Annotated in this window: 19 protein-coding genes; 13 read left to right on the top strand and 6 right to left on the bottom strand. The window is 71.0% G+C overall.

The window, feature by feature from the left end; translation table 11 throughout:
• Positions 1-173 precede the first annotated feature (173 nt).
• Entirely contained in the window at positions 174-821 is a 648-nt protein-coding gene (locus C2865_RS04870) for a TetR/AcrR family transcriptional regulator (RefSeq protein WP_198652914.1), read from the bottom strand.
• A gap of 124 nt (positions 822-945) precedes the next feature.
• Between C2865_RS04870 and C2865_RS04875 the strand changes: the two genes are divergently transcribed.
• From C2865_RS04875 to C2865_RS04890, 4 genes are all read left to right on the top strand, one after another.
• Positions 946-2310: a cytochrome P450 gene (locus C2865_RS04875; protein WP_106397031.1), complete on the top strand. Its 1365-nt coding sequence runs from the start codon at positions 946-948 to the stop codon at positions 2308-2310.
• A gap of 3 nt (positions 2311-2313) precedes the next feature.
• A complete protein-coding gene (locus C2865_RS04880) occupies positions 2314-3405 on the top strand; it encodes a DUF1214 domain-containing protein (RefSeq protein ID WP_106397032.1) in 1092 nt (363 codons plus the stop codon).
• Positions 3406-3695: 290 nt separating this feature from the next.
• On the top strand, positions 3696-4634 hold the full coding sequence (locus C2865_RS04885) for a sulfotransferase family protein (protein WP_198652916.1): 939 nt from the start codon (positions 3696-3698) through the stop codon (positions 4632-4634).
• Positions 4635-4893: 259 nt separating this feature from the next.
• Positions 4894-5685 carry a VOC family protein gene (locus tag C2865_RS04890; RefSeq protein WP_106397492.1) on the top strand — a complete coding sequence of 264 codons (792 nt, stop codon included), beginning with the start codon at positions 4894-4896 and terminating at the stop codon, positions 5683-5685.
• Between the two features lie 236 nt (positions 5686-5921).
• On the opposite strand, the gene C2865_RS04895 is transcribed toward C2865_RS04890, so the two are convergent.
• The 5 genes from C2865_RS04895 to C2865_RS04915 all read right to left on the bottom strand — a co-directional run bounded on the left by C2865_RS04895 (position 5922) and on the right by C2865_RS04915 (position 11549).
• Positions 5922-6665, bottom strand: coding sequence for a phosphatase PAP2 family protein (locus tag C2865_RS04895; RefSeq protein WP_106397034.1), 744 nt, complete (start codon positions 6663-6665; stop codon positions 5922-5924).
• A 112-nt stretch (positions 6666-6777) separates the two neighbouring features.
• Positions 6778-8952, bottom strand: coding sequence for an MMPL family transporter (locus C2865_RS04900; RefSeq protein WP_106397035.1), 2175 nt, complete (start codon positions 8950-8952; stop codon positions 6778-6780).
• A gap of 48 nt (positions 8953-9000) precedes the next feature.
• Positions 9001-9549 (bottom strand): TetR/AcrR family transcriptional regulator, encoded by a 549-nt coding sequence (locus C2865_RS04905; RefSeq protein ID WP_106397036.1) that lies wholly within the window; start codon positions 9547-9549, stop codon positions 9001-9003.
• Positions 9550-9625: 76 nt separating this feature from the next.
• Positions 9626-10978, bottom strand: coding sequence for an MFS transporter (locus C2865_RS04910; RefSeq protein ID WP_106397037.1), 1353 nt, complete (start codon positions 10976-10978; stop codon positions 9626-9628).
• Between the two features lie 163 nt (positions 10979-11141).
• Entirely contained in the window at positions 11142-11549 is a 408-nt protein-coding gene (locus C2865_RS04915; RefSeq protein WP_106397038.1) for a cupin domain-containing protein, read from the bottom strand.
• A 190-nt stretch (positions 11550-11739) separates the two neighbouring features.
• On the opposite strand from C2865_RS04915, the gene C2865_RS04920 reads away from it, so the two are divergent.
• The 9 genes from C2865_RS04920 to C2865_RS04960 all read left to right on the top strand — a co-directional run bounded on the left by C2865_RS04920 (position 11740) and on the right by C2865_RS04960 (position 19216).
• The gene (locus C2865_RS04920) at positions 11740-12327 is read left to right on the top strand and encodes a carboxymuconolactone decarboxylase family protein (protein ID WP_106397039.1); all 588 of its coding nucleotides are present in this window, start codon (positions 11740-11742) and stop codon (positions 12325-12327) included.
• A 59-nt stretch (positions 12328-12386) separates the two neighbouring features.
• Positions 12387-13325 (top strand): sugar ABC transporter substrate-binding protein, encoded by a 939-nt coding sequence (locus C2865_RS04925; protein WP_106397040.1) that lies wholly within the window; start codon positions 12387-12389, stop codon positions 13323-13325.
• An 18-nt stretch (positions 13326-13343) separates the two neighbouring features.
• Positions 13344-14255 (top strand): LysR family transcriptional regulator, encoded by a 912-nt coding sequence (locus tag C2865_RS04930; protein ID WP_106397041.1) that lies wholly within the window; start codon positions 13344-13346, stop codon positions 14253-14255.
• A gap of 139 nt (positions 14256-14394) precedes the next feature.
• On the top strand, positions 14395-15321 hold the full coding sequence (locus C2865_RS04935) for a VOC family protein (RefSeq protein ID WP_198652918.1): 927 nt from the start codon (positions 14395-14397) through the stop codon (positions 15319-15321).
• The gene (locus tag C2865_RS04940; protein WP_106397043.1) at positions 15311-16756 is read left to right on the top strand and encodes an NAD-dependent succinate-semialdehyde dehydrogenase; all 1446 of its coding nucleotides are present in this window, start codon (positions 15311-15313) and stop codon (positions 16754-16756) included. The genes C2865_RS04935 and C2865_RS04940 overlap by 11 nt, the downstream gene beginning before the upstream one ends.
• 7 nt (positions 16757-16763) lie before the next feature.
• On the top strand, positions 16764-17549 hold the full coding sequence (locus C2865_RS04945; protein WP_106397044.1) for a fumarylacetoacetate hydrolase family protein: 786 nt from the start codon (positions 16764-16766) through the stop codon (positions 17547-17549).
• Positions 17550-17568: 19 nt separating this feature from the next.
• Entirely contained in the window at positions 17569-17949 is a 381-nt protein-coding gene (locus C2865_RS04950; RefSeq protein ID WP_106397045.1) for a VOC family protein, read from the top strand.
• A gap of 26 nt (positions 17950-17975) precedes the next feature.
• Entirely contained in the window at positions 17976-18758 is a 783-nt protein-coding gene (locus C2865_RS04955) for an alpha/beta fold hydrolase (RefSeq protein ID WP_106397046.1), read from the top strand.
• A complete protein-coding gene (locus C2865_RS04960; RefSeq protein WP_106397047.1) occupies positions 18755-19216 on the top strand; it encodes a GlcG/HbpS family heme-binding protein in 462 nt (153 codons plus the stop codon). Before C2865_RS04955 ends, C2865_RS04960 begins: the two co-directional genes overlap by 4 nt.
• The last annotated feature ends 2 nt before the right edge of the window (positions 19217-19218 follow it).

Here is a 19218-nt window from a genome sequence, read left to right on the forward strand (position 1 = left end):
CCTGGGACGTGCGGAGTGGGTACTCGCGCCGGTGCCTCCGGCGACACGGCCGCCCTACCGATGATCACCCCGGGTGATCGTCCGAAATCTCCCGTCAGGAGAAAGTTCTGGTCACGGGGCGAGGCCCGCGCCGTACCGCGCGGGGACCGGGCAGGGGGGCGTGGCCCCGCGGGTCAGCGGAGGCGGTGGTGCAGGGGGGCGGCCAGGTCGGTGGTGGTCAGGAGGAGGGCCACGGTGTAGTCGACGAGGTGGTCGCGGGTGATGCCGAGCTCGCCGCGCAGCCAGGCGGCGATCAGGTCCCACAGGCCCGAGGTGAGGGTCAGGCCGGTCAGCTCCAGGTCGGTGTCCGACAGGGGGTGCGGGTCGAGCAGCTCGCGGGTCTGGGCCGTGAAGATCGTGGTGAGGGACTGGATGATCTGGCGCCTGCGCTCCTGGAGCAGGGGGTGGGCGGGGAACTCGTGCGCCAGGATGCGGGAGAGGCGCGGGTCGGCGGTGAGGAAGTCGACGGTGGCGTCCACGGAGGCGCGGACCCGCTCCTGCAGGTCGCGGGGGGAGCTGCGGGCGGCGTCGAGGATCGCGGCGGTGCCCCGGGCCGCCTGCTCGTCGACGATCGCCAGCAGCAGGGCGTCCCGGTCGGCGAAGCTCTCGTAGAAGTACCGGTCGTTGAGGCCGGCCTGGGTGCACACGCCCCGGACGGTCGTGGCGGCCCAGCCCCGGGTGCCCAGCAGCTCCAGGCCCGCTTCGAGCAGCGCGGCGCGGCGCAGGGCCCGGCGCTGCTCGGCGGGCACTCCGCGGTAGGGGCGGGTGCGTGGGGATGTCACAGCACCCGATTGTGCCGCACCTCTTGACGCCGTCCCGAATTTTGGTGATCGTTGACACCGGATATTTCTGGTGTTCTCGTACACCAGAAATGGATCACGGCTGAGGCGGGAAAGGCGGTCACCGGTGACCACGGACTACTCCACAGGACCCTCGGGATTCACCCTCGAGGACGTCAACCTGGGCGACCTGCGCTTCTGGGAACGGCCGCTGGACGAGCGGGCGCAGGGGTTCGCCGTACTGCGCGCCCAGCCCGGTCCGCAGTTCTTCACCCTCCCCAAGATGCCCTTCGTCGGACAGCAGCCCGGCTCCTGGGCGCTCGTCCGCCACGCCGACGTGGCCGAGGCCAGCCGCAACCCCGAGGTGTTCAGCAGCGAGCCCACCGCCACCCAGCCGATCGACGCGCCGGGCATCGTCGACAGGTACTTCCGCTCGATGATCGACATGGACGACCCGCGGCACGCCAAGATCCGCCGGATCGTCTCCCGCGCGTTCAGCCCCCGGATGCTGGCCAAGGCCGAGGACGACATCGCGGCACGCGCCAAGCGCATCGTGGACGAGCTGATCGAGGCGGGCCCCGGCGTGGACTTCGTCGCCAACGCGGCGGTGCGGCTGCCCGTCGAGGTCATCTGCGACATGCTCGGCATCCCGGCCGAGCAGCACGCGAAGGTGGTGAAGCTGAGCAACATCAGCACCGGCTACACCGACCCCGAGTACGTGGGCGCCACCATGGACTACAGCACCGGTGTCGGCAAGATGAGCCACCTCGGGATGGCACGGTCGATGGGCACGATCGCCTCGGCGGGCTGGCAGCTGCACCGGCTGGCGACCAAGCTCGGCAAGGAGCGGATCGCCAAGCCCACCGACGACCTCACCTCCGCGCTGGTGAACGCCAACATCGACGGCGAGCAGCTGACCCCCCAGGAGTTCGGCGCGTTCTTCCTGCTGCTGGTCGTCGCCGGCAACGAGACCACCCGCAACGCCCTCGCGCACACCCTGAAGCTGCTCACCGACCACCCCGACCAGCGCGCGCTGCTGATGGAGGACTTCGACGGCCGCATCGCCGGAGCCATCGAGGAGGTCATCCGCTACGCCAGCCCGGTCATCTTCATGCGCCGCAACGTCACCCGCGACCACGAGATGAACGGCCACCAGTACCGCAAGGGCGACAAGGTGATGCTGTACTACTGGGCCGCCAACCGCGACGAAGCGGTCTTCACCGACCCCGAGAAGTTCGACATCACCCGCTCGCCGAACCCGCACATCGGCTTCGGCGGCCCCGGCCCGCACTTCTGCCTGGGCGCCAACCTGGCCCGGCGAGAGCTCACCGTGATGCTGCGGGAGCTGTACACCCGCCTGCCCGACATCCGCTCCGAAGGCGAGCCGGACCGGCTGTTGTCCGGATTCATCAACGGATACAAGCGGCTGAACTGCACCTTCACCCCGCCGACGTCCGTTCCGGCCGGTCGTTCCGCGAGCGAAGGCTCCTGATCGGTGACAGGCGCCGACCGGCCTGAAGCCAAGGCGTGGGAGACGTTCGTCGACGCCTTGCAGACGGCCGGACGGCGCCTGGCCGCAGACACGGAGGACCTGGACGAGCTGGAACGCGCCGACGCCTACCGGGCGTTGCTCCGCGGGCTGCACAACCAGCTCGCCCGCTTCGAGGTCGACCGGGAGCGTCCGGAACTGGTGCCGTTCAACGGGTGGCGGCAGAAGTTCTTCATGGACAACCCGGACTTCCGATACCGGGTGGCCGACATCCGTCCCGGCTGCTGCTACCGCGTCACGGGGAACCCGGGGGCCGCCGCCTACACGTCGATCACGGTGTACGCAGGGTCGGGGAGGGCGGGAGCCGAGGCCGTCGCCCGGCTCGACAGCGACGATCTGCGGTTCGACGAGGCGGGGAACTTCACCGTCACGCTCGGCGGTAACCGGCCTGAGGAAGGCGACTGGCTGCCGCTCCCCGAGAAGAGCAACGCGTTGTGGGTGCGCTACTTCCACGATGACGCCGGTGACGAGACGGGTTGGTGCACCCTGGAACGGGTCGGCCCCGTCGAATCCGTGCCGCCTCCCATAGACCCGGCGCGCTTCACCCACCACCTCAACCGCCTCGCCGGGACCATGGGCTTCCTTCCCGCGGCTTTCAAGATGGCCGCGGACGCCGACCTTGCGCAGCCCAACGAGATCCGCCACTGGTCGGAGATGGCGGGTGGTGCCGTCTACACCGAACCCGGCATTCACTACCTTCGCGGAGGCTGGGAACTCGGGCCGGGCGAGGCGCTGGTGATCGAAGGCGATGTGGTGCCCTGCCGGTACTGGAACGTCCTGCTCTACAGCCGCTTCCTCAACTCGCTCGACCACCGGTACCGCTCCGTGTCCCGTACCGGGGCGACCGCGAGCGTGAAAGACGGACGGTACCGCTTCGTACTCGCCGCCGAAGACCCCGGTTCGGCCGCCGGTGACTGGTTGGACACCGAAGGCCGTCCGTTCGGGATCGTCGTTCTGCGCTGGCTGCGACCCGAACGGGCTCCCGAACTGCCGTCCGTCCGCCGCTGTCGCCTTGAAGAGTTGCGGAGCGAGACATGACGATGTGGAAGCCGATGCCGCGAACGGCGGAGGCCACCGCCGTATACGACGCGGCGGAAGCCGATCGCAGCGCTCGGCCCGAGCGTTACCGCCTGGGAAAAGCCTCCGTGGACGCGGTCGTCTCCCGAGCGGCCAAAGGCGTTGACGGTACTTTCCTGGGTGACCCTTCGGAGTGGCGAGAAGGGCTTGAACGGTACCTGGAGTCGGCAGAGGAGGACGGCCGTCTGAACGCCATCGGCGTGAAGGTGGCGTTCGGGACAGCGGTGGCGAGACTGCGCGCCCGACTCTTGATGAACCGACACCTCGCAGCCTGTCCGGAGATCAGCGAACGTCCCCTCACCCCGCCGATCGTCATCGTCGGCGGCTGGCGCACCGGCACGACCTTCCTGTTCCGCCTCCTCGCCACGGATCCCAGATTCCGTGCCCCTCTCTCCGCGGAGCTGAGCACCCCGTGGCGCTTCGACGGCGCGACGGAGAGCAGACGCGAAGAACTCCTCGACGCGCCGGCCGGTTCCCAGGACCACCTTCACTTCCTCAATCCCGCCCTGGCCACCGTCCATGACTTCGGCTCCCGCCTCCCAGAAGAGTGCGTACTGGCCATGGGCGGCGACTTCCGCAACTGGGGCTTCAGTTCCACCATGCGGCTGGACTCCTACAGCGCTTGGCTGGCCGACCAAGATCTCACCGCCTCCTACGCTCGCTACCGCGAAATCCTGCAGACCCTCGACGCGGAAGACGGCCGCCGCTGGGTCCTCAAAGCCCCCGCCCACCTCCCGGAACTCCCTCGCCTGGCGGCCGCCTTCCCCGGCGCGTGCATCGTCCACCTGCACCGCGACATCGTCGAGACCATCGCCTCCGGTGCCAGCCTGTTCTCGGTCTTCCGCTCCACCTACAGCGACGACGTGGACCCCTGCGACGTGGCCCGCTTCCAGACGGACCAGACCGAACTGTGGCTCCGCCGCGCCTCCGCCTTCCGCGACTCGGCCGCCGCATCGTCCGTCGAGATCGTGGACGTGCGCTACCGGGACCTCGTCTCCACCACCGCGTCGGTGCTGAAGCGGATCTACACCGCGGCCGGAATCGAGCCGCCCGGCGATCCGGAGGGCATGATCGCCGACTACCACGCCACCCGGCCCCGCCACGGCAGGGGCGTCCACCGCTACACGCCCGCGCAGTTCGGCCTGGACGAGAATGAACTGCGCCGTAGGTGGGCCTTTTCCGGTTTTTGAGTGACTGCCAGAAAATGTGGCGGTTCGATGGCATCGATCAGCCTGCGGGCGGGAATCGAGACAGTCAGGTCGTCACCGGCCGGAGGGCGGGCGGCCCGCCGTCCGGGCGCAGGACCGGCCGCGATCTTCGGGCGGAGGCGCGGAACGGAGGGCCCCGCGATCACGGGTCGCGGAAATGTCGGTGGCGAGTGACAGCATGGTCGCAGCAGGTGACGCCGCCGGGCACGAGGCCCGGGGCGGCTTCTACCGGAGGTGCCAGATGTCCGAAGTCACGGGTCCCCTCGCTCCGGGGACGCCCTGCTGGATCGATCTGATGGTCCCCGACCAGCGGGCGGCCCTCGACTTCTACCGCGAGCTGTTCGGCTGGGAGGGCGAGATCGGCCCGTCCGAGTCCGGCGGGTACGCGGTCTGCACGCTGAACGGAAGCCCCGTCGCGGGGATCATGGCGAGGCTGCCCACCGAGGGCGGCGTGCCCGCGCCGCCGAACGTCTGGACGGTCTACCTGGCCACCGCCGACGCCGACGGCACCGAGAAAGTGATCACCGATGCGGGCGGGTCCGTCCTGCTGCCCGCGATGGACGTCATGGGCCTGGGCCGCATGGCGGTCGCGGCCGACCCGCAGGGCGCGGCGTTCGGGCTCTGGGAGGCCCGGGACTTCGCGGGCTTCCAGATCTCCGGAGAGGCGGACTCCGTCGTCTGGGTCGAGCTCAACACCTTCGACGTCGCCGCCGCGGGCGACTTCTACCGCACCGCGCTCGCCCTGGAGACGGCCCCCATGCAGGGCGCCGAAGGCTACTACTCCCTGAACGCCGGCGGAGAGGTGGTCGGCGGCATGGGCGTCCCGGACGACGCGCCCTCCGGCACCCCGCCGCACTGGCTCGTCTACTTCGCCGTCGACGACCCCGACGCCACCGTCGAGAAGCTCACCCGTGCCGGCGGGACCGTCCTCCGTCCCCCCTTCGACATGATCGCCGGCCGCATGGCCGTCGTGCAGGACCCCCAGGGCGCGATGTTCGCCCTGCTCAAGCCCGAGCCCATGAACCCCACCTGACCGCCGGGCGACCCGCGCCTCGGAACGGGACCGCCCGGGTCCGTTTCGACGGCCGGGCCGGGTTGAACGCGGAGCAGGACCGCCCGAGACCGGCTTGACGGATGGGCAGGGCCGGAACTGACGGGGATCTGGGTCCTGGGGCGCTGCCGGTCGAGCGGGCGGGGCTCGGGCCGGGGTGCCGCATGGGGGCCGTGCAGGGGCTCGGGGCGGGGTGCCGCTCGGGTCGTGTGCGGGGCTCAGGCCGGGGTGCCGCGCGGGTGGCGTGCGGGGGAGGGGAGGACGGGAGCCCCCGGGGAGCGGATGAGGAGGAGGGCGAGGGTCAGGAGGGCGGTGGCCACGACGGCGTCGAGCCAGTAGTGGTTGGCGGTGGCGACGACGACGAAGAGGGTGAGGGCGGGGTGGGCCAGCCAGAGCCAGCGCCAGGGGGTGCGGGTGACGGCGATGAGGCCGATCGCGACGACCAGGGCCCAGCCGATGTGCAGGGAGGGCATGGCGGCGAACTGGTTGGCCAGGCCCTCGGTGTCGACCTCGCCGTAGGGGGAGGGGCCGACGAGGCGGCCGGTGTCGATGAGGCCGAAGCCCGGGACCATGCGGGGCGGGGCCAGAGGGAAGGCCAGGTGCAGCAGGAGGGCCGTGCCGGTGAGCACGGTCAGGGTGCGGCGCACCCAGACGTAGTGCGCGGGGTGGCGGCTGAACATCCAGACGAGGAACACGATCGTCGCGGGGAAGTGGACGGTGGTGTAGAAGACGTTGGCGGCCTTCTGCAGGACCTCGCCGTGCAGGATCAGCGCCTGGACGGACGCCTCGTGGGGCAGGTGGGCCGCGCGTTCCCAGCTCCAGACCCGGGTGGCGTTGGCGAAGGCGTCGCTCAGGTTGCCGTCGGCCAGCAGCCGCCCCAGCCGGTACACGCCGTACAGGACGGTGATGAGGGCGAGTTCGGCGAGGACCCTCGGACGGGAGGCGGGGGGCGCCTGCTGCACGGCACTTTCCTTTCTGGACCGACCGCCCGAAGCCGGAACCGGCGCTCGCCGGTGGCGGGCGTGGGAAGGCGGGTCCCGCCGTGGGGGTGGCGGGACCCGCCGGGGGCGGGGCTTAGCGGGGGGCTCCGGCGGGTTCGGGAAGGCGGGGTTCGGGGGCGTCGAGGGCGCGGCGGAGTTTCTCGCCCTCGATGTCGAGGTCGGGCAGGGCGCGGTCCAGGGGGCGGGGGAGCCACCAGGCGGCCTTGCCCAGGAGCGCCATCACCGCGGGGACCAGGGTCATGCGGACGATGAAGGCGTCGATGAAGACGCCGACGGCCAGGGCGAAGCCGATGGACTTGATGATGGGGTCGGGGGTGAGCACGAAGCCGGCGAACACCGCGATCATGATGAGGGCGGCGGCGGTGACGACGCGGGCGTTGTGGCCCAGGCCGTTGACGGTGGCCTGGCGGGGGGAGTCGCCGTGGACGAAGTCCTCGCGCATCCGGGAGACGAGGAACACCTCGTAGTCCATGGCCAGCCCGAACAGGATGCCGATCAGGATGATGGGCAGGAAGCTGACCAGGGGGCCGGGGGTGTCCACGCCGACCAGCCCGGCGAGGTGGCCCTGCTGGAAGACCAGGACGGTGAGGCCGAAGGTGGAGCCGACGGTCAGCAGGAACCCGGCCGCCGCCTTGACGGGCACCAGCACCGAGCGGAAGACCAGCATCAGCAGCAGGACCGACAGGCCCACCACCAGCAGCAGGTAGACCGGCAGGGCGTCGGCGAGCTTGGCGGAGATGTCGATGCCGATCGCGGTGACGCCGGTCAGCGCGACCTCGGCGCCTCGCACGTCGGCGACCCGGTCGCGGATGGCGTGGACGGTGTCCTCGGTCGCGGTGTCGGTGGGGCCGGTGGCCGGGATGACGGCGACCAGCGCCGTGGTCCCCGCCTCGTTGAACTGGGCGGGCGCGACGGCCTGCACGCCCTTGACGCCGCCGATGAGAGCGGTGGTCCGTTCGGCGGCCGCGCGGGTGGCGGCGGCGTCGCCGCCGGAGACCACGGCGACCAGCCGCCCGTTGAAGCCCTCGCCGAACCCTTCGCTGGTCAGGTCGTAGGCCTTGCGCTGGGGGGTGTCCTCGGCCGCGGTGCCGGCGTCGGGCAGGGCCAGGTGCATGTCGGTCACCGGGAGGGCCAGCGCGCCCAGCGCCAGCACTCCGGCCAGCAGGACGGGCACGCGCACCCGGATGACGAAACGCCCCCACCGGTAGCCGAAGGGCTCCTTGCCGTGCGCGGCCGCGGCGGCCCCGGCGCCGGTGCGCCGCTTGCGGGGGAGGATCCTGGCCCCGGCGAAGGCGAGCACCGCGGGCAGCAGGGTCAGCGCCACCAGCACGGCCACCGTGACGGTGGCGGCCGCGGCCAGGCCCATGGCGGTCAGGAACGGGATGCCGACGACGGCCAGGCCCGCCAGGGCGATGACCACGGTGGCGCCGGCGAACACGACGGCCGACCCGGCGGTGCCGATCGCCCGTCCGGCGGCGTCCCGCGCCTCCAGCCCCTCCAGCAGGTTCTGCCGGTAGCGGGAGGTGATGAACAGCGAGTAGTCGATGCCGACGGCCAGTCCCAGCATCAGCGCGAGCACCGGGCTGGCGTCGTTGAGCTCCACCACGCCGGTCAGCGCGTACAACCCGGCCATGCCGACGCCGACGCCGACCAGGGCGTTGAGCAGCGTCATCCCGGCGGCCACCAGCGAACCGAAGGTGATGACCAGGACGACGGCGGCGACGAGCACGCCGATCGCCTCGGCCGCCCCGCCGAAGTGGGTCTCCTGGACGATCTCGCCGCCGACCTCCACCCGCAGCCCCTGGCCGTCGCGGGCGATGTCCTTGTAGGCGGTGCGCTGCTCGGCGGTGATGTCGGCGACCTTGCCGGCGAACTGCACCTGGACCAGGGCGTACCGGCCGTCGGGCGACACGGAGCGGGCCTGGAAGGGGTCGACGGCGGCGGTCACGCCGGGGATCGCGGCGGCCTTCCGGACGATGGGCGCGACCTGGTCGGGGGTCAGCTTCCGGTCCTGCGGGGCGGCGATGACGATCGTCCCGGTGGTGCCCGTGGCCTGCGGGAACTGCGTCCCCAGCGCGTCCATGGCCCGTTGGGACTCGGTGCCGGGCATGCGGAACTCGGCGGTGGTCGCGCCGCTGAAGGCGGCCGCCGCCCCGCCCATCAGCCCGAGCAGCAGCAGCCAGATCGCCACGACGAGGCCGCGGTGCCCGAAGCACCATCGGCCCAGCCGGTACAGCAGGGTCGCCATGAGGGAACGCGCCTTTCCTTCGTTGATCGTTGAGGGGTGCGGTGGGGGTCAGCCGCGGGTGCGGTCCAGCGTGCGCAGCGCGCCGGTGGTCAGCGCCTCGCGCAGGCTCTCGTCGTCGCAGGGCGGGTCGATCGCGCAGGCCAGGAAGACTCCGCTCAGGGCCATGACCGCGAAGACCCGCTCCCTGGGGTCGTCCGAGCGGCTCGCCATCGCGTCGACCAGCCGGTGCTTGACGCCTTCGATGTCCTCGAGGCCGAGGTCGGGGGGCAGGTCGCCCGGGTTGTCGAACAGCAGCTTGATCTCACGCCGGAACCGCAGGGTGAGGTCGACGAACCCGGTGACCGCGCCGACGGCGGCCTCCCGGCTGTCCAGGGCGTCCAACCGGACGCTCAGCGCCATCGCCTCCCGGCCGACCGGCAGCAGCAGTTCGGCCAGGATCGCCTCCTTGTTGCTGAAGTGGTACAGCAGCGACGCCTTCGAGCAGTCGGCGTCGGCGGCGATGTCCGCCAGCGACGTCCCGCGGAAGCCGTGCCGGCCGAACAGGCGCAACGCCGAGGCGAGGAGCCGGTCCCGCAGGCCTGAGGAGGAGCGAGCCATGAGATCACGATAACTGTCCGAACGGTCAGTCCTGACCGTTCGGACAGGAAAGCGCTGTGGCCTCCATCACCGCCGCTCAGCCGCCCCGCCCGCGCAGGGCGAGGGCCAGGGCCAGCTGGGGCAGGGCGGCGAGGGCGAACAGCAGCCAGGAGGGCGACCACAGGGAGCCGAGCCCGTAGGCGGCGAAGACCAGCACGGCGACGACCTCCATGCCGAAGCCCGCCAGGGAGGTGACGGTCGCCCGCGAACGGTCGGCGAGCCGGTGCTGCAGCCGCGCCTCCGTGCCGGCCATCGTCCACTGGACGAGCCCGAAGGCGACCCCGATCGGCACGAACCCGAGCGGATGGCGCACCGCCGCCCCGACGGCCAGGCAGACCGCCGCGAAGGCCAGTGCGACGGACGGCCGCAGACCGCCGCGCCCCGCGCACCAGCCGCCCACCGCGTCCCCCGCCGCGGGCAGCAGCACCAGCAGGGGCACCAGGGAGGACACGCCCCCCGACGCCTCGCCGGCCAGCAACGGCAGGTATTCGTCCATCGACGAAAGCCCCGACATCAGCACGACGGCCCACAACAGCCGCCGGACCGCCGGGGCGCCCCGCACCTGCGCCAGCCCGTCCCGCAACACCACCCGAAACCCCGGCTCACCGTCCTCGTCCCCACCGCCGCCAAGTCCGAGCCCACACCCCTCACCGCCGCCGCCACGGTCATCGCCGCTGCCGCTGCCGTTGCCGTTGTTGTTGCTGCCGTCGCCGTCGCTGCTGCTGTTGCCGCAGCTGTCGCAGCCGCTGTTGCCGTGGCTGCCACTGCCGCTGTCACCGTCGCGCCCGCCGTCGTGTTCGCCGCGCCTCTCGGTGCCGTCGCGGGTCTCCTCGGTGGCTCCGGAGCGTTCGCCGGTCGTGCCGGTTGCGGTGCTGTGGCGGCGGTCGTCGTGCCGGTGTTCGGGGAGGGAGCGGGCGACCGCGGCGGTGAGCAGCGGGACGAGCACGCTGGCGATGCCGAGGGAGAGGAAGCCGCCCGCGGCCAGGACGGGGGCGGCGACGGCGGAGGCGGCCATGGCGGCGGTGGTGCCGAGGGCGCGGGCGCGGCCGAAGACGCGGGGGTAGGAGGCGGCGGCCCCCAGCCGGGCGAGTTCCTCGTAGAGGAGCGCCTCGTGGGCTCCGGAGGCCAGCGCGCCGCCCGCGCCCCACAGGACGAAGCCGGCCGCGAACGCCGGGTAGGACGGGAAGAACGTCCACAGGGCGTAGCCCAGGCCGGTGACCAGCGGGGCGAGGATCAGGAGCCTGCGGCGGGAGAAGACGTCGGCGAGGAGGCCGGACGGGATCTCCAGCAGGAACGAGACCGCCGACCAGAGGATGAACAGCGTCGAGATCTGCGCGGCCGACAGCCCGGTCTCGGCGAACAGCAGCGCGTAGACCGGGTACAGCAGGATGAGGTCCGTGAGGAACGCGTAGGCGTAGACCTTACGGACGAGACGGGACTCAGGTGAAGATCAATGTCGTCGGTTCACACACCCACCCTAGCCGGAGGGGGCCGTCCGGTCCCGTCCTTTTCCGGGCGGACGGCCCGGTCGGCCGGTTCCGCGGGTCCCGGGGTCAGGAGCCCATCTGGTCGGCGGCCGAGAGGTGCTCGACCGTGATCCCGGTGTCGGTGAACGTCCGGGTCACCGTGCCCGAGGTGTAGACCCACAGGATCCGCAGCGGCGTCCGCCCGACGTTGCGGAACAGGTGCGGTACGGGGGAGGGGATGTAGGTGGTGTCGAACCGGCGCAACCGGGTGACGGAGCCCTCCACCATGACCTCGGCCTCGCCTTCCAGGATGGTGACGTGTTCGTCGCAGTTGTGGGAGTGCATCGGCGCACCGCTGCCCACGGGGTAGACGCTCATCCCGCTGGTGATCCTGTTCTCGCCGCGGGCGGAGGGCGTCGTGATCAGCGGGGTGGTGCGGATGGAGCCGCCGCGGTCCAGCAGCGGGACCTCGGCGGCCTTGATGATCACGGTCATGTTCTCTCCTCCTGGGCGGGGTTCCGCAGGGTTCGAGGTTAAAACGGACACGAAGCATCTACCGCCCCAAGACGTTCAGGTTTACCTTGCACTGAGCGGTATGTGATCCAGGTCGCCTCCCGGGTACGGTCGAGCGCTATCGTCCCTCCCGAGTGCTCGGGATCACACAGGCAGAAGGTTCCAGCAGGTCATGAGACTTCCGATCATCCAGCCCGAGGACATGAACGAACGGCAGAAGGAGGTCGGCGCCCGTATCGCCGGCCGCCGGGGCGCGGTCCGCGGGCCCTTCCAGGTCTGGCTCCGGAGTCCGGAGCTGTGCGACCGGGTGGAGGCCCTGGGGGCGTTCGTCCGGTTCGAGTCGAGCCTGCCGTTGCGGTTGCGCGAGTTGTCGCTGCTGATGGCGGCACGGCACTGGGACGCCCAGTACTCCTGGAACGCCCATGTGGACAAGGCGGTCGAGGCGGGCATCCCCGCGGCGGCCGTCCAGGCGATCGCCGAGCGCCGCGAGCCGGTCTTCGACCGGGAGGAGGACGAGGCCTTCTACCGGTTCTGCCACGAGCTCCTCGAGGAGCACTTCGTCCAAGAGGAGACCTTCCGCCGGGCGGAGGGCCACTTCGGGGCGCAGGGCCTGGTGGACGCGGTCGGCTCGCTGGGCAACTTCAGCATGCTCGGCATGTGCCTCAACGCCTTCCAGGTGGACCTTCAGCCCGACCGCGTTCCCCCCTTCCCCGACATCCGCGGCTACGAGCGGGTGGCCGAGGAGGGGATCGGGAGCTGACGCTCGCGGGCGTCCCGGCGCCCGCCTCACCCCGCAGAATCCGAAAGGAGGCATCCCCCATGCCTTCTGCTCGTCTCCGTCCCCTCGGCGTGCTGGCCGCCGTGGCGGGCTGCCTGGTCCTCGGCGCCTGCGGCTCGGCCGGAGCCGGCGACGGGCCGGTCAGGCTCGGTTTCGTCAACGGCGCCAACGCCGAGTTCCACTCCTGCCTGCTGAAGTCCGTCACCAGGGAGGCGAAGGCGGCCGGAGCCGCGCTGTTCACCGCCAACTCCCATCAGGACCCGGGGGCGGAACTGGCCAACATCCAGGACATGCTCTCTCGGAAGGTGGACGCGCTGATCGTGCAGACGGTCGACGTGGACCGCCTGAAGGACGGCATCGCCAGGGCGAAGGGCGCGGGAGTCCCGGTCTTCCTGACGTCCGTGGCCCCGGCCGATCCCGGCGACGTCCTGGGGGCGGCCGTCGTGGACCTGAGGCGGGTCGGCGGGCTCGACGCGGAGTGGGTCGCCGGGGACGCCCGGGGGCGGAAGGCCGAAGCGGGGGTGATCGCCGGAGCCCCGGGCGCGGCCTCCGACCTGCTGGTGTCGGGCTTCCGGGAGGCGCTGCCCGGCAATGTGCGGCTGGCCGCCGAACAGCCCGGCATGTTCAACCGGGTGAAGGCGCGGGAGGCCGCCGAGAAGATGATCAAGGATCATCCCGGTCTCGACTACGTGTTCGCCGCCAACGAGGAGATGGCCTTCGGCGCGCTGGACGCGTTCCGGGCGGCGAAGGCGAAGGTCGAGATCGTCACGGTCAACGGCACCGCGGAAGGCCTCGCGGCGGTGAAGGACGGGCGCTTCGCCGCCACCGTCGCCAACTCGCCCACCACCACCGGGCAGCTGGCGGTGCGCAACACGCTCGCGTTGTTGCGGGGCGGGCCCGCGGACCGGATCGCCCAGGTGCCGGTGCGCCTGATCACCTCCGAAAACCTGGCCGAAGCGCCTCAGTACTGCCTGGACTAGCGGAAAGTCGGATAAATCATGGATCGTCTGCTCGTCATGCGCAGCTTCGTCACCGTCGCGAAGGTCGGCAGCTTCAGCGGGGCCGCCAAGATACTGGGCACCTCGGGGTCGCTCATCTCCCGCCACGTGGCGGACCTGGAGAAGCAGGTCGGGGTCCGGCTGGTCAACCGCACCGCGCGGTCGGTCAGCCTGACCGAGCCCGGCGTGCGCTACAGCCGGTTCGCCCAGCGGATCCTCGAGGAGATCGACGACGAGGACGCCGGCATCGCCGAGATGCACGACCGCCCCGAGGGCTCGTTGTCGATCATCTGTCCCAAGTGGATCGGCGGCCTCGACCTGGGGGATGCCATCGCGGCGTTCTCGGTGGCGCATCCCAAGATCACGGTGCGGTTCGAGCTCGGCGGGATGTCCGACCGCACGTACGACTTCCTGGACAGCGGGTTCGACGTCGCGTTCCACACGCGCGACCTGCGGGACTCCAGCGTGCGGTTGAAGAAGATCGCCTCGCTGCCGTTCGTGTTGTGCGCGGCGGAGTCCTACATCGGCAGGCACGGGCTGCTGACCGACCCCAACGACCTGGCGCACCACGACTGCCTCGTGCACGTCAACGACCCGGTGTGGCGGATCGGCCACGGGCACGCCAGCACGCTGCACAAGATCCGCAACATCGCGTTCCTGTCGAACTCCTACATCGCCCTGCAGAAGGCCGCCGTGCACGGGCGGGGCATCGCGCTGGTCCCGCACCGCCCGGCCTACGACGACCTCATGAGCGGCGCCCTGCGGCCGCTGCTGCCGGAGCTGCCCGTTCCGGCCCGGTCGCTGTACGCCATCTTCGGGCCGGCGCAGCAGGCGCCGAAGAAGGTCGAGGTCTTCCTGGACTTCCTGACGCGCTGGTTTTCGGACAACCCGATTCCCTCGTTTCAGATGTAGCGGAGAGTGACGGCGATCCGCCCCGTGCAAGTAAGGTTTGCGACTTTCGCGGTGCTTGAGGTGTTGGTTATGGCTTGTCAGCTTCCTAGGATCGACATGTGCCGGTGACGGAGGTCACGCTCCGGTACTGACGAGGAGGGTGACGGCAGTGGGTATCCAGCGCATCGAATCGGTCATCTACCGTGTCGACGACCTCGCGGAGTGTGTGCGCTTCTTCGAGGACTTCGGACTCGACCCGGTCGAGCGCGACGAGACCCGTGCCGTCTTCGCCACCCTCGCCGGGCAGACCTTCCACCTCGACACCTCGCCCCGCGACGACCTCCCGCCGCCCCTGGAGCCCGGCCCCACGATCCGCGAGGTGGTCTGGGGCGTCGACACCGCCGCGGAACTCGACGCCCTCGTCGCCGCGGTGGGGGCCGACCGCGAGGTGCGGCTCGGCGACGACGGCGTCCACCACACCGTGGACGAGACGGGCTTCGGCCTCGGGCTCACCCTGGCCGGTGAGAACGGGCACGAGCCGGCCGTGCCGCGCGCGGTCAACACGACGGGGCACGTCACCCGCTGGAACACCGGGCTGTCCTCCGTCGGGAAGGTCCGGCCCCTGCGCATGTGCCATGTCGCGCTCAACATCCCCAAGGAGGGCCGGGAGGAGGCCGTCGGCTTCTACACCGAGCGGCTGGGGTTCATCCCCACCGACGTGGTCAAGCCGATGGGCGTGTTCATGCGGTGCGAGGGCGACGCCGACCAGCACAACTTCCTGCTGTGCCACCGGCCGGACCGGGCCGGCGCCAATCACGTCTCGTTCGAGGTGCCCGGCTTCGACGACGTCATCGAGGGCGGCAACCACATGATCGCCCAGGGCTGGCAGGAGGCGCGGAGGCTGGGCCGGCACACGATCGGTTCGAACGTCTTCAGGTTCATCCACGCACCCTGCGGAGGCCGCGTGGAGTACGCGGCCGACATGGACCGCGTCGATGACGCCTACGGCACGCGCGTCCACGAGACGGCACCGCCCCACCACATCTGGACGCTGCGCACCTCCCGAGAGAAGAACAATGACAACTGACGCATATCCCCCCGTACAGCTGTTCATCGGCGGTGAGTGGGGCCCGGGGGAGACCGGGCGGACCGCGCCGGTGCTCGACCCCGCCACCGAAGAGGTGATCGGCCGGGTCCCGCTGGCCACGACCGGCGATCTCGACCGCGCCCTCGCGGCCGCCGCCGAGGGCTTCGCCGTCTGGCGTGCGGTGCCGATCGCGCAGCGGGCCGGCATCCTGCGCGACGCCGCCGACCGCCTGACGGCCCGCGCCGACCGGGTCGCCCGGATCATGACCCTGGAGCAGGGCAAGCCGTTCGGCGAGGCACGCGGCGAGGCGCTGCGCGTGGCCGACGCCCTGCGCTGGGACGCCGAGGACGCACGCCGCGCCTACGGCCGGGTCATCCCCTCGGCCTCCGACACCCTCCTGACGGTCCGCCGCGAGCCGATCGGGCCCGTCGCCGCCTTCACCCCGTGGAACTTCCCCGCGGGTTCCCCGATGCGCAAGATCGCCGCCGCGCTCTCGGCCGGCTGCTCGATCGTCATCAAGGCCTCGGAGGAGACGCCCGGCACGGTCTGCCAGATCGTGCGCTGCTTCGAGGAGGCCGGGGTCCCGGCCGGCGTGCTCAACCTGGTCTTCGGCGATCCCGCCGAGGTCTCCGCGCATCTGATCGCCTCGCCCGTCACCCGGCTGGTCGCCTTCACCGGCTCCGTTCCGGTCGGCAGGCTGCTGGCCGCCCAGGCCGGTGCGGCGATGAAGCCCTCCCTCATGGAACTGGGCGGGCACGCCCCGGTGATCGTCTGCGAGGACGCCGACCCGGTGACCGCGGCCCGCCGCGCCGCCGCCGCGAAGTTCGTCAACGCAGGCCAGGTGTGCACCTCGCCGAGCCGCTTCCTGGTACACGAGAGCGTCTACGAGCGGTTCGTCGAGGAGTTCGTCCAGGCGGCCGAGTCCGTGACCGTGGGCGGCGGCCTCGAAGAGGGCGTGAAGATGGGGCCGCTGGCCAACGAGCGCCGGCTGAAGGCCATGGCGGATCTCGTGGCCGACGCGGTGGACCGCGGGGCCAAGGTCCTGTGCGGCGGCGCGCGACTGGACCGCCGCGGCTACTTCTTCCCGCCGACCGTGCTCACGGACGTCCCGGCGGACGCCCGGATCATGGTGGAGGAGCCGTTCGGTCCGGTCGTGCCGATCGTGTCCTTCAGCGACCTGGACGAGGCGCTGAAGACGGCGAACCGCCTGCCCTACGGACTGGCGGCCTACGGGTTCACCCGCTCCTCGGCCACCGCGGAGAGGCTCGTCCAGGGCTTCGAGGCGGGAATCCTGTCGATCAACCACTGCGGAGGCTCGGTCCACGAGGCGCCGTCCGGCGGCTTCAAGGACAGCGGCTACGGACGGGAGGGCGGCCCCGAGGGGCTGGACGCCTACCTCGTCACCAAGCGCGTCTCCCACCTGCTCAAGGACTGACGCGCCGATGAGATTCTGCCGCATCGCCCTCGACGGGGGGCCGCGCTGGGGCCGGGTGGACGGCGACGCCGTCCACCTCCTGGACGGCTCGCCCATCGAGGGCGGACAGAGCGAGACGGGCAGGGCCGTGCCGCTGGACTCGGCGGTGTTCCTGCCACCCGTCATCCCGCCGGTCTTCTACGCCGTCGGACTCAACTACAAGAGCCACGTGGAGCACGCCCGAGCCCGCGGCCACCAGGGCGCGAAGCTCCCCGAACGGCCCGAGGTCGGCTACCGGGCCAACAACGCCCTCACCGGCCACGGCTCGCCGATCGTCAGGCCCGCCGGAGTCGAGGGGCGGTTCGAGGCCGAAGGCGAGGTCGTCGCGGTCATCGGGCGCACCCTGCGCAACGCCTCCTACGCCGAGGCGCGCGAGGGGGTCTTCGGCTGGACGATCGGCAACGACGTCAGCGCCCGCGCCTGGCAGCACGCGGACCGCTCGTTCTGGCGCAGCAAGAACAGCGACACCTTCAAGCCCATGGGCCCGTGGATCGAGACCGACGTCGATCCGCTCGCCCAGACCACGACGATGCGCGTCAACGGCGAGGTGGGACGGGCCTTCCCCACCGGCGCGATGATCTTCGACCCGTACGAGTACATCGTCGAGACGACCAGGTACATCACGATGCACCCGGGCGACGTCCTGTGGATGGGCGCGGACGGCACCTGCCAGATGGAGCCGGGCGACACCGTCGAGATCGAGATAAGCGGGATCGGCGTTCTGTCCAATCCCGTGCACGCCGCAACAGCATGACCGCACGAAAGGCACGGCGATGAGCAACGCACCCAACGCACCCAAGTACATCCACCACGTGAACTTCCCGACGACCGACGTCGAGCGGACCAAGGAGTGGTACGCCAAGGTCTTCGGCCTCAAGCCGATCACCCCCAAGAGCAACACCAAGGTGCTGCTGATGACCCGCGGCAACTTCGACCTGCACTTCACGCCGGTCGAGGAGATGGACCGCATGGCCCCCTACCACTTCGCCATCGAGGTGGAGGACTGGGACGGCTTCCTGGCCCATCTCAAGGAGCTCGGCATCCGGCACACCCGGCCGATCGAGCGGCCGGAGAACCAGTCGAAGTTCTGCTACATCCACGACCCCGACCACACGATGATCGAACTCGTGTACCACGGCCGCCGTCCGGCCTGACCCCGTCCACGCAAGGAGGACAACCCATGGGCGTCGCACTCTCCGACGGCACCGTCAGGATCTACTACGAGGTGCACGGCTCGGGCCCGGCGATCGCGCTGATCCACGGCTCCGGCGGCCACCACGCCGCCTGGTGGCAGCAGGTCGCGGCCCTGCGCGACCGCTACACGCTCATCACCATCGACCTGCGCGGCTTCGGCAACTCCGACTCCTCGATGCCGGAGTTCGACGGCCAGGACTTCCCCGGCGACGTCCTGGCCGTCCTGGACGCCGAGGACCTCACCGACGTGCTCGTCTTCGGGCAGTCCATCGGCGCGGTCGCGGCGCTGCGGGCCGGCCTGGCCCGTCCCGAGCGGATCAGCGGTGTGGCGCTCGGCCACTCCCTCGGCGGCATCAGCGACCCCGAGCTGTCGGAGCTGGTGGCGGCCGACCGCGCCGAGGCCGTCAGGCTGCCGGTCATCGACCGCCTGCTGAGCAGGGACTTCCAGCAGAACCGGAAGGACATGACCTTCCTGTTCCAGCAGCAGGGCACCTTCAACGTCGCCAAGATGGCCGACCTGCGCAACCTGACCGTCGGCGGCCCGTCGATCGAGGAGGTCGCCGCGTCCGGTCTGGACGTCACCTTCCTCGCCGGCGAGAAGGACGCGGTCATCAGCCCCGCGACCGTCAGGAAGGCGCACGAGCTCGTCAAGGGCTCGCACCTGGAGCTCATCCCGGACGCCCCGCACTCCATGTACTGGGAGCGCCCCGACCTGTTCAACGCCGCGCTCGTCCGCATCCGCGAGCGCCTCTCCGCCAAGAAGGCATGACCGTGAAACTCACCCTGGCAGAAGCAGAGGACATCATCGACGCCGCGCTGCGCAGCGGCAGGAGCGTCGGCAAGGCGTTCAGCATCGCGGTGGTGGACGCCGGCGGCTTCCTGCTGTCGGTCAAGCGCGTGGACGGCGCCCGTCCGCTCACCCCGAACATCGCCATCTCCAAGGCCTACACCTCCGCCGTCATGGAGCGGCCCAGCAACATGCTGAAGGGCTGGGCGAACAGCAATCCCGGCTTCTTCGCCCAGCTCTCCACGATGGGATCCCAGCCCATCGTGGCGACCGACGGCGGCGTCACGATCAAGCGCGGCGGAGAGATCCTCGGCGGGCTCGGCGTCTCGGGCGGCACCCCCGAGGAGGACCAGAAGGCGTGCGAAGAGGCACTCGGCTCCCTCGGTTACGAGCTGGAGTTCCCGGCCTGGGGCGTTCCCGGCAAGCAGCAGGAGAAGTAGAC

It is taken from the genome of Actinocorallia populi, assembly GCF_002995495.1.
Lineage (GTDB): Bacteria > Actinomycetota > Actinomycetes > Streptosporangiales > Streptosporangiaceae > Actinocorallia > Actinocorallia populi.